Below are 15,664 nucleotides of genomic sequence, written 5' to 3' on the forward strand. Positions count from 1 at the left end.
GGGAAGAAAAGGTTTTATTAGGTAAACTAGAAGATAAGTAAAAAATTTAAAAGAAACAGGGGAAAGTTAAATGGAAAAAGAATTAGTTTTTGGTCATCAAAATCCAGATACAGATGCCATAGGAACTGCAATTGCTTATTCATATTTGCAAAATAAATTAGGCTACAATACAGAAGCGGTTGCTTTAGGTGAGCCTAACGATGAGACAGCCTTTGCGTTAAAGAAATTTGGTTTTGAAGCACCAAGAGTTATTAAAACAGCTGCTAATGAAGTGCAGAAGGTAATGCTAGTCGATCATAATGAACCGCAGCAAAGCGTTTCCGATATTGATAAAGTAACTGTAACTCATGTGGTTGACCATCATAGAATTATGAATTTTAATACAAGTATGCCTCTGTTTTATCTTGCAGAACCTGTAGGTTGCACCAGTACGATTATGTTTGGACTGTACAAGCATTTTAAGGTGGAAATTCCTCAAAATATTGCTGGAATTATGCTCTCTGCAATAATATCAGACACATTATTGCTAAAATCGCCCACTACTACTGAGAGAGATAAAAAGGCCGTTCAAGAACTTGCAGAAATTGCTAATGTGGATTACCAAAAATATGGTTTGGAAGAATTGAAGGCTGGTACTAATATAGCAAGTAAATCGGAAGAAGAATTAATTGATTTAGATGCTAAATCATTTGATTTGAACGGTAAGAACGTTCGGGTTGCTCAAATCAATGTAGTTGACTTACCAGAGGCTTTGGAACGTAAAGAGGCTTTCTTAAAGACAATGAGCGATTCAGCCAAGTCTGAAGGCTACGATTTATTCATGCTGCTTATAACTAATGTACTTGACTCAGATTCAACTGCATTAGTTATAGGTTCAGATGAGGCTTTGGCTTCATTTGAAAAGGCATTTGGTGAGGTTAAGGATTCTGAAATTAGCTTGCCAGGTGTTGTTTCAAGAAAGAAACAGGTTGTGCCACCGTTAACTGAAGCTTTTAAGTAATTTAAAAAACACGAAATAGAGAAAATCTATTTCGTGTTTTTTTAATCTTTGTTAATTTCCTTAGCCAAAATGATGAATGATTTGCATACTCTTTCAGCTTTGTCAGGTGACATTTTTCTAAGTTCATTAAGAACCTTCTTAATAAATACTGGAGTATTATCTTGATGATTTTCAACTTTAACTTCTTTAAAGCGATAGGCATTCATAATAATATCTGGTGTAGTTGTATTTAAGGCTCTGGCAATGGAGTCAAGCTTTTGAATACTAATATTCTGGTTTTTGGTACGCTCAAGACGGGAAATAAAATTGACCGATAAATCGCTTAATTCAGCGAGATCCTCCTGGGTTAATTTCTGTTCACGTCGCCTGCGACATATTTCTTTTCCTAAATTTATACTCATGGAATAAATTCAACCCTTTCAAAAAAATAAATCCATATTCTATAATAACAGATTAATTATAGAATTAAACATTAAAATAAAAAAATAATGAATAAAACACTTGCTTTTAGCAAAATTAAACTCAAACTAAATGTTTTAAACTATACCCCACATAGTATTGTAAGCTATTTTTTGAGAAAATAAAATAAAAAAGCACCAATTAATAACCTTAAAGTGAAAAAGGAAAGAGTGGCAAATATTATATCAAAGACTGCTTTCGCTTGCCAGGTCTGCGAGTAGAAAGGCGCTTGTTTAAAAAAGAGAACAACTAATTGGGTTTATATATTTATAAAGCCTAGAAAGCGCTTTTATTTATATTTTTCCATATTTATGCTAGTTATTTTGAATATAGAAATTAATGACGTATAGTTTAACTATTTTTTGGGGTAGTATTTTATATCTGTTCGCATAATTTTTATATTGTAAATTAAATTTAAAACTAAAATTTCTATCTAAATCATAAAAATACACTGTCAATCTTTATCAGAAAACTTTTAGCAACTTTTGAATATCAAGTAATTTTTGCTTGAGTTCAAGCGGGTGATTTAGGTTTGATATATTTCATCATACTGCAGTAGTAATATACAACTTCGTATAATATATATTATGTAAAGTTATATCAAAAATTCAGGATAGAGGGTTAATCAACAAATACCTTGGTTAAAATATTTATGTTGACACAAGTATTTAGAGTCTTTTAAAATTCAAAAACCGCTTAACTGATCATTTAACAGCAATTAATTATCTCAGTAGTAATTTAAATTTTTCTTACATAGACAGATTTCCATCTTTGAATTCACAAAATTTAATATAGAAACAACTAGTTCTAAATCGTAAAAGTTTATGTATTAAGTGGCAAATCATCATAAGTATGAATCGTTAATGTAAGTGGTAAGTTTAGTGTCTTTTTAATTGGTATAAAGAAAGTGTGCGATTTACTGGAAATAGTAATTTGGTGTTACATTTATTTTATTGCTTTCATTAAAATTATAGTTTTAATGAAAGCAAATAAAGGAAGTATTGCAGTCAAAATTTTCTTTATATCAGACTCTATGGCTCACACAAAGTTAGCAATTAGCGCGTAAGTTTTTAAACGAGATATTTTAAATTGTTGCTTTAAATATGTTAATGTATAGCTTAAAAATAAAGCTGTTTCCCCTCTTTTAAAGTACGCTGCAGCTAGCTCCAATTACCTGGTTTTCTCTCCTAATGCTCTATAATTTTGATCTGAACACTCTATTTTTAGCAATTAATTATCAGGCTTAAACAACTAAATAATATTTATCAAATCACCCTCTTAATTTCTAGCAAATTAAACCGCAGTTCAATAATCTGTGCGATAAATGTACTTGAGCGACTATCTGTTTGATTTTTCCCCTTTCTTTAGGGTAACCAAGAATAAAAAAGACAAACATACATTCTGATTTTGCTTTATAATAGAATACATAATTATTTCAGTCAGGAGAATTTTGCTACGTGGAAACAAAAAGATACTTAGATCTAATCGATGATGAATTGAAAAAAATGCCGGATTTTGTCAAAGATTATAACTTTGGTACCAGTCATTCTTTAGCTACATCCTATCAATATTTAACAGAAATCAGACGTTTCTTTGACTGGCTGCGCCAAGAAGGCATTTCACAGGCTAAAAATAATCAAAAAATTGAAACCGAAACTTTGGCCAAACTGCAGCGCAATGACATTATGCTTTATATTAACTATTTGGGTCACGTCAAAAATAAGCAGGGTAATCTTAACTCCCCCACTACTATCAATCGTTCCATAAATGCGTTAAGGTCCTTGTTTAAGTTTTTAACCATAACCGCTGATAATATTAATGGTCAGCCATATTTTGAACGAAATGTAATGCTTAAAATTGATTCCCTCAATAATACAGAAACGCTGAACTACCGTGCACATGTCCTTGAATCACACATGTATACCGGCAAATTAAAATACCAGTTTCTAGACTTTATTGCTACTAAATACGAACTTCAATGCAATAAACATGCTCTACCGGGTTTTAAAGTTAATAAAGAACGTGATATGGCAATTATTGCATTAATTTTGGGAACAGGGATAAGGGTCTCAGAATGTGCAGGAATTGATGTTTCTGACATTAATTTTAGAAAGGCTACGTTGGACGTAACACGTAAAGGTGGTCAAAGAGACAGCGTTCCAATTGCCGAATGGACAATAATTTATATCAAAGGATATAAAAAGATTCGCCAGGAACGCTATTCAGCCTCAAAAAAAGATGTAGCATTTTTTCTTACACGGTGGCACAATAAAACAAGAAGAATTACTGCCAGTGCAATTGAAAAGATGGTTAATAAATATTCAGCTGCCTTTGGACATCCACTTACCCCTCATAAATTGCGCCATACTGTGGCTTCTGAATTATATGATGTGACTAAAGACCAGGTTTTGGTTGCCCAGCAGCTGGGACAAAAAGGAACTTCAGCAACTGATTTATATACTCACGTCGATCAAAAAAAGCAAAGAGCTGCCTTGAATGAGATTACTGAAGCTGATAAAAACAATAGTAAAAAGCAAGCATAATAGTGCTTGCTTTTTTGGTTATTCGAATCTTGTCTGCCAATTTGAACTTTGATTAGCCTCAAAGCACATTTTTATTTCTGCAAAAGAGTTTCGTGGTACTGACAAAGGTGGCAGATTATCAAAGTCAAAGAACGAGCATTTTTCAGTTTCAGTATTATTGACAAACTTTCCTCCTAAATCTCTGCAGAGAAAAATAACATTGCACACATTGATAGCGCGTTCAACTCGTTTATTATCATGAATGTTAGTTGAATGGTTATTTATGGCAATGATTTGCTCAACCGCGATCTTATGACCAGACTCCTCTTCTGCCTCCTTTATACAATTTGCTTTAACCGTCATATTTGGTTCACACCACCCGCCTGGCATTGACCATAAATTGTCGGTAGACTCTTTCACCAGCAAAATTTTTTGGTTATTAAAAATTGCTGCTCTGGTAGATACTTTAGGTGTCTGATAACCGTCATCACTACTAAATAACCCCTTAATCACATCAATCGGCTCACCAGTTTTAGCAGCCATCATCTTTGTGGCAATTTCTCTTATCTGCTGGTATCTTTCTCTATCAAAACGATCGTGGCCGTATTCAATGCCATCTTGAGCAATACTTTGTAGTTCTATTGCCCACCTTGAAAGTTGGTCTAATTTTTTCATAAAAAGCCCCAATTTCTTAGCAAAAGAGCAACCTTTCAAAGGTTGCTCTTACTTTGTTAAATCAATTTTATCAATATCTATCATCCAGCCAATAGCAAAAGATTTTTCTCCCAAATGTGTCGCAATAACGGGACTAAACTTCGTTACTGAAATATTTTGCTTGGGAAATTTCTCCTTTAAAAAGTCCTCTGCTTCTTCAGCTTGACTTTTATCATTAGAATCAATGATAAAAAGTTTAATTTGGTCTTTATAAGGCAACTTATCAATCTTTTCCACTGTTAAACTTTTAATTTTGATAAAAGCCCGTTTCATTGATCGAATCTTATCAAATGCCACAATATCGCCATCTTTAAAAGTAAGCAGTGGCTTGATGTTCAGCATGGATCCGATAAAAGCAGTGGCATTGCTTAAACGTCCCCCACGACTCAGATTTTTTAAATCATTGACGACAAAAATCTCATCAATGGTTGATTTGATTTTATCTAATTTTACCAGAATGGTATCAAGGTCAAGACCATTCTTTATCATTCTGGCTGCAGCTAAAACCAAATTTCCCTGCAGACGAACTGTCATCCTTGAATCTATAGCATGTAGATTATATTTGGGATTGTTTTCCGATATATTACAAAGTGTCTGATAAAAACCTGAAATTCCGCTTGAAAGTGTAATTGCGATAATAGCTTCATACCCTTCGTCATGTAAGCGATCAAAAAGACGAATTAAATCACCACTACTTGGTTGAGAAGTCTTAGGAAAATCAGCTCCCTCTCTTTGCATTTTAAAAAGCTGATCAGAAGTAATATCAACATTTTCTAAGTACTCTTTTTGACCTATGATTATGGGAATAGATATAACAATAATATTGTTTTTTTCCGCCTCTTGTTTTGTTATGGCGCTAGTACTATCAGTAACTAAAGCAATCTTCATCTAACTTACCTTTCGCTTTTGTCTGTACAACATACGAGAATTATAGCATAAAAAAATAAGTGTTTCGACCATCAACTAGTAGAACAAATTATTTTTCACTTCTTTGTAATAACTCACTGAAGATGCGGTTAAAAGTTGCTACTTCTTGTTTGCTAAGACCTTGCAACAAGGATTCTTCTATCTCTTTTAATACTTGTTTTAATTGGATAATTTTTTGAAGTCCTGTTTCATTTAACAAAACAATTTTGCTTGAATCTTTCTCAGATCTTTTAACTGTAATAAAACTAACTGTTTTCTTCTGCTGTAATTGTCTACTCAATGTAGATAACGAAATTTTTAAATTGTCAGCTAAATCTCCCATTTTTAAAGCTGTATTGTTATTTTGATCGAAATATAGCAAAATTCTAGTTTGTGATAAATTTAAGCCACATTTTCTATTTATTTCGTTTTTTATATTTCCCGCAATTGTGCTAAAAGATAAAACATCCATTTAACTACCTTTTCTGATAAAAACCAAAATAACTTATAAGCATGTATTTAAAAAGTCCATATGTTTTCCCAAAGAAAATTAGTTTGTGAAACAATTGGGTTACCTGTATAGTAATATTATTTACTATTATTTTTTGCTTATAAATATTTATATTAATAACTTTAAATCTATATTACCAGTATATCAGTTTTTTGCAATAGCTGCTTTAAAAAGTAGATTTATAATTAATATATGATTAGTAGTACTCTTTTTTAAGATTTAATCATAAAATCTGCCTAAAGCGAATACAAATTGTTTAATAATTGATATAATAGTAAGCGTGTTTTGAGGTGATAATTATGGCTTTTGACGGCTTATTCATACATAGTCTTTTAAATAGTGTTAAGCCAAAAATAATCAATGGTCGGCTTTCAAAAATATACCAACCATTTGAACAAGATTTAGTATTAACTTTTAGAAAAGAGCGCAAAAATATTCAGTTGTTACTATCGGCAAATGCGCAATACCCTCGGTTTTACATAACTAGCCAGACTATTGCCAATCCTGATAAGGCTCCTACTTTTGTCATGGTACTGCGCAAATATTTGGAAGGCTCAGTATTAAAAGAGATTGAACAGCTGGGTGTGGACCGCATAGTAAATTTTAATTTTAGTAATCGTAATGAGCTGAGAGATCAAGTTCAGTTAGTTTTATCTTTAGAATTAATGGGACGACATAGTAATGTCATACTTTATGATCAAAAAAGTGGACATATAATCGATTTGCTTAAACGGATTAATCCAGATGAAAACAGAGTGCGGCTGCTTTTACCTAAAGCAAAATATGAATTACCGCCCTTAATATCTGGAATAAATGGCTTTGAAGTAACAGAAAAAGAGTTTAGAGAAAAAACTATGCATTCTGATCCAGTAGATTTTGCCAGTCAAATTGGTGGCCTGGATCGTGACGATCGTCAGGAGCTCACTGGTTATTTGGAAGATGATTTTTCTTATTCGTCCTTTAAAACTTTTATGGATCAGTTTAATAAAAAAGGCGCTTTTATATTAAAAACGCCAAAAAATAAACGTAAGATTTTTCCCTACCTACCCTACCATCTTAACCTGACAAAAGAAAGTGCTGATCCGGATATTAATCATGCTTTAAATGAGTTTTACGAGTATCAGTCAAATCAAGATTGGGTACGGCAAAAGTCAGCTCAAATTGAGCGGCTAATCAAAAATGAGTACAAAAAATTAACCAAAAAAATTGTTAAGCTCAAAAAGCAGCTAGAACAGGCAGAAAATTCTGAAGGATACAGGATACAAGGAGAAATACTTAACGCAAATTTATCGCAAGTTAAGCCAGGGATGGCAGAGGTTTCTTTGCCAAATTATTATGATAATAATCGCCCACTAAAAATTAAACTTGATGTTGCCCTTTCTCCGGCCCGTAATGCGCAGAAATATTTCACTAAATATAAAAAATTACGTGATTCTATTAAACACGTTAAAGAGCAAATATCTATTGCTAAGGATAACTTAGATTATTTTGATTCTGTTCAGACTGCAATTGATAATGCTGAACCGCAAGATATCGATCAAATTACTGAAGAGTTAATGAACCAGGGATATTTGAAGAAGCCCCAAAAACCAAAACGGAAAAAGAAAATTACCGAAAAAAATCTGAATAAATTTCGTATATCTTCGGGTAAAACTGTTTTAGTTGGCAAGAATAATTTGCAAAATGACTGGCTAACTTTAAAAAAGGCCAATAAAACTGATATTTGGTTTCATGTTAAAAATATTCCGGGCTCACACGTGATTTTGCAATCAGCTGAGGCGACAGATGAGGACATTCGAGAAACAGCTGAAATTGCCGCATATTTCTCTAAAGCTAAAAATTCTGCGCACGTACAAGTCGATTATGTTCAAGATAAACGTGTCAAAAAACCAAATGGAGCAAAACCAGGCTTTGTAATTTATACTGGTCAAAATTCAATTGAAGTAACCCCTGAAAAAACCAGGGTATTATCGAAGAGAATAAATTAGAAAACGAGGATGAAGAAATCATCCTCGCTTTTTAAATCGGCTGAGTGGTTAATGATAAAGACTCTAAAACACTTAAAATAAGTTCAGTAGTTTCGATACTTGAAAACACTGGTATGTTCTGATTCAAAGCCTCATCGCGTATTCTAGTTGCATCATCACTAGCGGAATCAGATAAATTTGTAATATTTATTACCATATCAATCTTATGCTGGCGAATCTTGTCTAATAAGCTGCGAGAGCCATGACTAATTTTTGACACTATTCCAGTTGTAATACCGGCTTCTGCCAGTTCATTAGCCGTGCCCTCGGTTGCAATTATTTTAAAGCCTAACCGATAAAATCTTTGAGCCAATTCTGTAACTTTTTTCTTGTCTTCGTCGCGCACCGATATAAAAATTATTCCATAATTTGGTATTTTTAAACCACTAGCTTCATACCCTTTGTATAAGGCCTTTGCGAGTTCCGTATCCCTGCCCATAACAGAACCAGAAGACTTCATTTTAGAATCGAACGTATTTTCGCTTTGATAATTAATATAAGAAAAGACTGGCATTTTAACAAATATAAAGCTATTTGAACGCCATAATCCACTTTTGTATCCTAATTCAGGCAAAGACTTTCCGATTAAAACTTCTGTCGCACATTTGGTAATATCCTTACCAAGAGCCTTGGAAAGAAAAGCAATATTATGGCCGGCATAAGGCTTAATTTGTAATAAATATACTTTTTTATCAACAATTAAGAAATGTAAAGTAAAAATACCACGCATATTGATACGCTTAACTAGTGCAATAGTAAATTCAGTTAATAATTTCTTGGCCGTTTTGGATAAGTTTTGTGGTTTAAAAACAGCTATTGAATCTGACGCATGTGAACCTGTTTGTTCCAAGTGCTCAATGATACCTGGAAGGGTTACATTTTTTCCATCTGAAATGGCAGTTATCTCATATTTATTTCCCTCAATAAAATGAGATAAGCTTACCTTAGAAAGCTGATTTTCTTTTAAATATTTTTTTAAGGCTGGTAAATCATAAACGACAGCCGATTTTTGCTTTACTCCCAAATTATTAAAACCACCAATTAAAATTGGAAATCCGTGTTCTTTAATGAACTTCTGAGCAGCACTTTTATTAACAGTCGTTAGGAGTTTGTTTTGACTTAAATTTTTTACTGGTTTATTTAACGCCTGTTTTATGCGATCTTTAGGATTAACATCCTTGTTACCTAAAATATTGAGACCGTTTTCGATAAGTTTCTTACGCAGAGCATTCATTTCTTTACCAGAAAACTGTATTAAAACATCTTTGATTTTTTCTTTCTTGGCAATTTGAAGAATACTTTCAACTGTAATTGGCTCAAAATAAACTTTAGCTACTCTTTTGTAGCTAATAGCAACTGATTCATCGTTATTTGAAAGTAAAATAATGTCATAATTATTATTATGTAAAGTATCAATTGCATGACTGATCATGTAGTCGAATTCACTCGTAACTGACACTTGTGATGGCAGCATTCCAATTATTAAAACCTTTTTAGAGGCAGTCAAAACTCGGCTTTCGTCTTGAACTCCAAATGAACCATAATATGCTTTAACTAATGGCTTAATGGTTCCCGCAGTGCCATCAATTTGCTGGAAGGCGGGTTTTAAATGTATTTTTACAAGTCTTTTTTCAATTGCATCCACACTGATCATAGATAAGTTAGCAATTAAAAGATTACGAAACCCCCTCTTTTTGGCTTCAATTAATAATTCATCGGTTAAGTGCTCATTTACTAATTTATGACCAATTTCAACTATATGAAACAGCTTTTGGAAATATACTGGATGAATATGAACAATTTCATGTAATTCTTGATAACTAAAACCTTTTGCAATTGCAGCGAGTAGCTTAAGTAAATGTAACTCATCAGGTTGTTTTAGATCAGAAATAATTTCTGATTTATCCTTAGCTTTTTCCGCCTGCAAAACGCTTAGTGACATTTTTATATTTACTGTTGAAGCCAGACCTTTTAAAAAAGCAGATTCAAAATTCGTACCTAAACCAATAGCTTCTCCACTCGCCTGCATTCTGCTGCCTAATTTGTAATGATTGCTACCAGATTGCGTCAATGACCAAAATGGCATCCTAATGGCTACTTTGTCTAAGGTTGGTTCGATTGCAGCATTAAGTCCTGATAAAGGATCTTTAATTTCATCTAAACGATAACCGAGTGCAATTTTACAAACAATATAACCCAAACTATACAGTCCTATCCTCTTAGACCAAATAGCACTACGCGTTAGTCTGGGCTTTATCGATAAAACTTTGACAGCAAATTTAGTACCTTCGTGTTTAACGGCGAAATGTATATTAAGAATTCCTACTATTTGCAGACTGTCTGCTATTTTTTTGGCAATTGTCCGAATCCTTTGTACTTGGTCATTGTTAAGGGTCAAGGCTGGCATTACAGCCGCAGAATCACCGGCATTAATAGCTACAGACTCAATAGTATCTGCTAGATTAGTAAAAAGTGTATTCCCTGAGCCATCACGAATAATATTGGCAATTATTTCGTCCCAAGAAGATAAGTCTTCTGCTAAGTGATAATTGCCAAACGAAAAATTTTCCAGTCGTTTTTCTTTTTGTAAATATTCGTTTAAATCAGTAATATTATTAAAAATAATTTTTTGGTTAAGCGCTGAATCATTTTGTTTGATAAGCATCACAGGAAAGTGAACGGACTCTTCCAGTTGTTTTTGCAAATTAATTGCATCGAAATCAGTTAGATTCCAATATTTGCTGGCCTCAATCTGATTTTCTGTCAGAAAAGCGTTCATTTTTTGATGATTGTCAATTGCCAAAGTGCGTTTGTTTAAAGTTAACAAGCGCACTCCCATTTGACTCAGAATACCATCTTGAACAAGTTCCCGGGTAACTTTTAAACCAGTTGTAGAGCCGTAAGCAGAGATAATGGCATTTGGTTCTTCCATGCGAATTATTCTTTTGAGAAATTCCAAGGTCATTGGCTCAAGATATACGGTTAAGCCGGGCTTTTTATCAGTAGAAATAGTTGCAGGGTTAGGATTGACTAAAACAACTTGAATATCTTCTTCAAAAAGTGCATTAATAGCGTCTTCAACTAATAAATCAGTTTCGGATACTTTACCGACTAAAGTTGGACCTGATCCGATGATTAATACTTTATCTAAATCATTATCTAAAGGCATGTTTACACCATCATCTTTACAAAGTTATCAAAAATGGGAAGAGCATCTAGACTTCCTGGTGCTCCTTCGGCATTGAAAGCTGTACCAATTACCTTATTGGTTTTATTGCTGTAACCGGCAAGTAATTCACTGTGAAGATCGTAAAATTCTCTTTCCATTTTGAATTGAACGCTGTTTGGCAGAACCAGTTGATCAATATTCATAGCCACTTGCCAAATCTTGTTTGTATTTTGATCAATTACAGGGTAATTAATACCATTATATGGTTGTGGTAAGTCGACAAGTTCAAAATTCAAAAAATCGCTTAATGTTAAAAACCCTAAGCCAATTCCCCAAATGGGAATTTGACCATAAAATGCTGAGAGAATTGGTTCTAGGTCTGGCATCAATTCATTTGGCCTGCCAGGCCCTCCCGAGATGATAATTCCTTGCGGTCGCAAATTTTCAATATCGGGCACAGCAACATTATATGGTAAAACTGTAGCATTAACCTTTCTTAAAGATAATTCTCTAAGCATGGAATGCTTTAAACCCAGATCAATTATAGCTACAGTTTTCCCTACATTCGGTACTGCATAGGCATTCTTAGTAGAAACAGCTGCAGATTTGTTTTTGGGCAATACCAAGGCTTTAATTTGGTCAAAAGCATGTTCATCATTTGTGTCCATAATCGACGCTTTGATTGTTTTCTCCTTATTCAAAAGATGAACTAAGGCTCTGGTATCGACATTAAAAATTGCTGGTATATTTTTTTCTTTTAAAAAAGAAGCTAAATCCTGAAAGTTGCCACTTTCGGAAATATTTTGTGCAACATCATTGGCGATTATTCCTTTTACTGTCGGATTAATGCTTTCATAGTCAATAGCATTAATACCGTTGCCACCAATCATTGGGGCAGTAAATACGAGAATTTTACCTGTATTGGTTGGGTCAGTCAGTGCTTCTTGATAACCAAAATTACCCGTTTGAATTGCTAACTCACCGGTAGAAATTATTGAAGCTCCTAATCCTTCTCCTGGAAAAGATTGACCATTTTCCAGAATCAAATATCGTTTCATTTAATCACTTTTTTCTCTCAATTCAGTCAGTCTTTGCAAAAAAATTCGTGGAGGTTTTACTGCAAATTCGAGCCATTTACCAGTTGTTGGCTGTCTGAACCCTAATACTTGAGCATGCAAAAATTGACCATTTCCCTTTAAGGTATGATGCGGTCCGTATAATGGGTCCCCTGCAACAGGATGTCCAATATAAGCAAGGTGTACCCTGATTTGATGAGTCCGACCTGTTTCAAGTTGACATCTGAGTAAACTGTAATTTTGAAATTGTTCAAGAACAGTAAAATGTGTAATGGCTTCTTTGCCGTTTGCTACTACAGCCATTTTTTTACGATTATAATGATCGCGTCCAATTGGAGCTTCTATTGTTCCTTGCTTTTCAGAAAAATTGCCGTGTACTATTGCTAAATACAGTCTTTTATTAGTTTTTGTGGCCAATTGTTCTTCTAAACTTTCACGCGCCAAAGCATTTTTGGCCACCATTAATAAACCAGATGTATCCTTGTCAATGCGATGGACAATGCCCGGACGAAATCCTTCAGGGCTTTTAGCCAGATTTTTCGTATGAAACAATAATGCATTAACGAGTGTGTGATCTGGGTGTCCAGCAGCTGGATGGACTACCATACCCTGTGGCTTGTTAACTACTATAACGTCTTGATCTTCATAAACTATGTCTAATGGAATATCTTCTGGGACTAGAGCCAGTGGCTTTAATTTTGGAACAATAACCGTAATTAAGTCATTTTTTTGAACCTTATAGGACGACTTAACTATTTTTTGGTTAACCAGGATATTTTGATCATGGAGCAATTCCTGAATTCGCGAACGTGATAAAGAAGGAATTGCGTTTGCCAGAACTTTGTCTATTCTGCCCTTTTCATCATGGATAACAAGCTGGTATTTATTTAACATCGTTTTTTTCGCTTTCGTCAAAAAAGAGTAGATAAATAAATACCAATATTATGCCAATTGTAATGGCAGAGTCAGCAATATTAAAAATATTGAAGTGAATAAAGTCAACTTGAATCATATCAATAACATACTTTAAATGAATACGGTCAATTAAATTGCCAATAATTCCGCCTAAAACCAGTGCTACACCAGAATCAAAAAGCTTACTGTGAAAATTGTTTCGTAACAGGTAATATAAACAAATTACGATAGCGATAATACTAATCAGGTAAAAAAGTCCCATTTGACCGGGCAAAATATTCCAAGCAGCTCCGTCATTTTGTACATAAGTAAATGAAAAAACGTGGGGAATAATCTGCTGCGTTTCTCCCAGCCGGTAATTACCGGCAATAAAGGATTTCAACCCTTGATCAAGAAGTACAATAAATAATGAAATAATTAAATATAAGAATTGCATTGATACTTTTTAAAATAAGCCACTAATTTTACCATTATTGTCAACGTCAATATCTAATGCTGCTGGGTGTTTAGGTAATCCTGGCATATCTAAAACATGTCCAGTGGTGATAACAATAAATCCAGCTCCATTTTTCAGACTGGCGCCCTTCACATGCAAAGTAAAATTTGTTGGTGCTCCTAATAGTTTTTGATTATCAGTAAATGAGTACTGTGTCTTGGCAATAATGACTGGCAGCCTATCCTTCCCCATTTTCTCAAGTTCATGAATATCATTTTCGGCTTTTTCAGTATATTCTACTTTAGCTGCATGATAAATTTTTTGTGCTATTTTAGCAATTTTAGTTTTTACCTTATCATCTTTTTGATAAGTGGGTACCAGCTTGCCAGCTGCTGAATTTGCTAAATCAAGGACAGCTTTCGCAGCTTCTATTCCGCCTTTTGAGCCCTGTTCATGATAATCAACGACAACAGAATCAATTCCTTCTTCTTTAATCAATTGCTGTAAAAGCGAAAGTTCATTTTCGCTGTCAGTTGCAAAATGATTAATTAAAACAATCACAGGAATACCATAATTACGCATATTGTTCATATGTCTCTTAAGATTTGCAAAACCGCTACGTAAAGCAGACAGATTTTCTTTACTTAAGTTTTCAGTAGTACCTTCTGCTTGATATTTTAAGGCACGTACGGTCGCCACGACCACGCTGGCATCAGGCTTTTTATCCAAATGCTCAGATACAAAGTCCATGAATTTTTGACCACCTAAGTCGCTGCCGAATCCTGCTTCAGTTAAAACATAATCACTTAAATGCAATGCTAAATTAGTTGCCATAACGGTATTGGCACCGTGGGCAATATTGGCAAAAGGTCCACCGTGTACAAGAGCGGGTGTATGTTCAATTGTTTGCACTAGATTTGGCTTTAAGGCGTTAGAAAGCAAGGCTGCAATTGCACCCTCAAATCCCAAATCCTTGACATACACAGGCTTATCATCTTTAGTGTAGCCCACGAGCATTAGACCAATTCTCTTTTTTAAATCATTAATGTCGGTAGCCAAACACAAAATGGCCATTAGTTCATTGGCAACTGTGATTGCAAAACTGGATTTATGCTCAATTCCGTTGAACTTTGAACCTTGTCCTACAGTGATATTTCTTAAACTGCGATCATTTACGTCAATTCCTCGTTTCAAGAGAATCCGGTCAGGATCTAGTCCAAGTTCATTTCCCTGATAAATGTAGTTGTCTACTAAGGCTGCCAAAGTGTCAATAGCAGCTGTCAAGGCATGCATATCTCCCGTAAAATGGAGGTTAATGTCTTCCATTGGAATTACCTGGGCTTGTCCACCACCAGTTGCTCCGCCTTTTAAGCCAAAAACTGGGCCCATTGAAGGTTCGCGCAAGGCAATCATCGTTTTCTGGTGTAATTGATTGTTAATGGCATCTCCCAGACCAATAGTCATTGTTGATTTACCTTCTCCAGCTGGAGTTGGAGAAATTGAAGTAACCAGAATCAGTTTACCAAGGTGCTTGTTTGCCAATGTCTTTTTAATTGCCTGCCAATTGATCTTGGCCTTATCATTGCCATATGGCTCAATATCTGTACTGCTTAAGCCAACCTTAGCAGCAATTTCGTTAATGGGTAATGCGTGTGCTTCTTGTGCAATTTGAATATCTGATTTCATTGCGCATGCCTCTTTCTGTATATAAAATTTAATAACTAAACATCCATCTTAAGTAATATCCTTTTCATATTAGAATTTAGGTCCCACCTTTTCTTTAATCAATTGTCATTATATCAAACATTAAGCATTTTTTATGCATAACCTGCTATAAATTATGAATAAAGCTAAATTTTCTTCTATAAATAAAATAGCTACTTTTGCCAAAATTATTCTAGTTTAACTATTTTATTTTTCAAATCTTAA

At 34.1% G+C, this 15,664-nt stretch carries 12 protein-coding genes; 3 read left to right on the forward strand and 9 right to left on the reverse strand.

Annotation, left to right across the window (positions count from 1 at the left end):
- The first annotated feature begins 70 nt into the window (after positions 1–70).
- Positions 71–1,000: a manganese-dependent inorganic pyrophosphatase gene (locus tag H3R29_RS02340; RefSeq protein WP_046324819.1), complete on the forward strand. Its 930-nt coding sequence runs from the start codon at positions 71–73 to the stop codon at positions 998–1,000.
- Positions 1,001–1,041: 41 nt separating this feature from the next.
- Here H3R29_RS02340 and H3R29_RS02345 read toward each other — a convergent pair whose 3' ends face one another.
- Positions 1,042–1,401 (reverse strand): helix-turn-helix domain-containing protein, encoded by a 360-nt coding sequence (locus H3R29_RS02345; RefSeq protein WP_034979176.1) that lies wholly within the window; start codon positions 1,399–1,401, stop codon positions 1,042–1,044.
- Between the two features lie 1,515 nt (positions 1,402–2,916).
- Between H3R29_RS02345 and xerS the strand changes: the two genes are divergently transcribed.
- Complete coding sequence (gene xerS, locus H3R29_RS02350) at positions 2,917–4,002, forward strand: tyrosine recombinase XerS (RefSeq protein WP_198202469.1); 1,086 nt, start codon at positions 2,917–2,919, stop codon at positions 4,000–4,002.
- An 18-nt stretch (positions 4,003–4,020) separates the two neighbouring features.
- Here the strand turns inward: xerS and H3R29_RS02355 are convergent, their stop codons facing one another.
- The 3 genes from H3R29_RS02355 to H3R29_RS02365 form a co-directional block, all read right to left on the reverse strand.
- Positions 4,021–4,656: an NUDIX hydrolase N-terminal domain-containing protein gene (locus H3R29_RS02355; protein WP_198202470.1), complete on the reverse strand. Its 636-nt coding sequence runs from the start codon at positions 4,654–4,656 to the stop codon at positions 4,021–4,023.
- A gap of 48 nt (positions 4,657–4,704) precedes the next feature.
- Positions 4,705–5,583 carry a DegV family protein gene (locus H3R29_RS02360; protein WP_198202471.1) on the reverse strand — a complete coding sequence of 293 codons (879 nt, stop codon included), beginning with the start codon at positions 5,581–5,583 and terminating at the stop codon, positions 4,705–4,707.
- 88 nt (positions 5,584–5,671) lie between these two features.
- Positions 5,672–6,073 (reverse strand): MarR family winged helix-turn-helix transcriptional regulator, encoded by a 402-nt coding sequence (locus H3R29_RS02365; protein ID WP_198202472.1) that lies wholly within the window; start codon positions 6,071–6,073, stop codon positions 5,672–5,674.
- Between the two features lie 338 nt (positions 6,074–6,411).
- Here H3R29_RS02365 and H3R29_RS02370 point away from each other — a divergent pair, with 338 nt between their 5' ends.
- Complete coding sequence (locus tag H3R29_RS02370; RefSeq protein ID WP_198202473.1) at positions 6,412–8,100, forward strand: NFACT family protein; 1,689 nt, start codon at positions 6,412–6,414, stop codon at positions 8,098–8,100.
- Between the two features lie 31 nt (positions 8,101–8,131).
- On the opposite strand, the gene H3R29_RS02375 is transcribed toward H3R29_RS02370, so the two are convergent.
- From H3R29_RS02375 to H3R29_RS02395, 5 genes are read right to left on the reverse strand one after another with little or no spacing between them, the layout of a single operon-like run.
- Positions 8,132–11,308 (reverse strand): carbamoyl phosphate synthase large subunit, encoded by a 3,177-nt coding sequence (locus H3R29_RS02375; RefSeq protein WP_198202474.1) that lies wholly within the window; start codon positions 11,306–11,308, stop codon positions 8,132–8,134.
- Between the two features lie 2 nt (positions 11,309–11,310).
- Positions 11,311–12,366, reverse strand: a complete 1,056-nt coding sequence (locus tag H3R29_RS02380) for a carbamoyl phosphate synthase small subunit (RefSeq protein ID WP_046324826.1) — start codon at positions 12,364–12,366, stop codon at positions 11,311–11,313.
- Positions 12,367–13,278, reverse strand: coding sequence for an RluA family pseudouridine synthase (locus H3R29_RS02385; RefSeq protein WP_122037578.1), 912 nt, complete (start codon positions 13,276–13,278; stop codon positions 12,367–12,369).
- Positions 13,268–13,735 carry a signal peptidase II gene (gene lspA / locus H3R29_RS02390; RefSeq protein WP_198202475.1) on the reverse strand — a complete coding sequence of 156 codons (468 nt, stop codon included), beginning with the start codon at positions 13,733–13,735 and terminating at the stop codon, positions 13,268–13,270. The genes H3R29_RS02385 and lspA overlap by 11 nt, the downstream gene beginning before the upstream one ends.
- Before the next feature lie 9 nt (positions 13,736–13,744).
- On the reverse strand, positions 13,745–15,421 hold the full coding sequence (locus H3R29_RS02395) for a formate--tetrahydrofolate ligase (RefSeq protein WP_198202476.1): 1,677 nt from the start codon (positions 15,419–15,421) through the stop codon (positions 13,745–13,747).
- Between the last annotated feature and the right edge of the window lie 243 nt (positions 15,422–15,664).

It is taken from the genome of Lactobacillus sp. M0393 (assembly GCF_016102025.1).
GTDB classification, from domain to species: Bacteria; Bacillota; Bacilli; order Lactobacillales; family Lactobacillaceae; genus Lactobacillus; species Lactobacillus melliventris.

Coding starts and splice junctions, on each gene's coding strand:
- H3R29_RS02340 (WP_046324819.1), top strand. CDS start 71: ATGGAAAAAGAATTAGTTTTTGGTCATCAAAATCCAGATACAGATGCC.
- H3R29_RS02345 (WP_034979176.1), bottom strand. CDS start 1,401: ATGAGTATAAATTTAGGAAAAGAAATATGTCGCAGGCGACGTGAACAG.
- H3R29_RS02355 (WP_198202470.1), bottom strand. CDS start 4,656: ATGAAAAAATTAGACCAACTTTCAAGGTGGGCAATAGAACTACAAAGT.
- H3R29_RS02360 (WP_198202471.1), bottom strand. CDS start 5,583: ATGAAGATTGCTTTAGTTACTGATAGTACTAGCGCCATAACAAAACAA.
- H3R29_RS02365 (WP_198202472.1), bottom strand. CDS start 6,073: ATGGATGTTTTATCTTTTAGCACAATTGCGGGAAATATAAAAAACGAA.
- H3R29_RS02370 (WP_198202473.1), top strand. CDS start 6,412: ATGGCTTTTGACGGCTTATTCATACATAGTCTTTTAAATAGTGTTAAG.
- H3R29_RS02375 (WP_198202474.1), bottom strand. CDS start 11,308: ATGCCTTTAGATAATGATTTAGATAAAGTATTAATCATCGGATCAGGT.
- H3R29_RS02380 (WP_046324826.1), bottom strand. CDS start 12,366: ATGAAACGATATTTGATTCTGGAAAATGGTCAATCTTTTCCAGGAGAA.
- H3R29_RS02385 (WP_122037578.1), bottom strand. CDS start 13,278: ATGTTAAATAAATACCAGCTTGTTATCCATGATGAAAAGGGCAGAATA.
- lspA (WP_198202475.1), bottom strand. CDS start 13,735: ATGCAATTCTTATATTTAATTATTTCATTATTTATTGTACTTCTTGAT.
- H3R29_RS02395 (WP_198202476.1), bottom strand. CDS start 15,421: ATGAAATCAGATATTCAAATTGCACAAGAAGCACACGCATTACCCATT.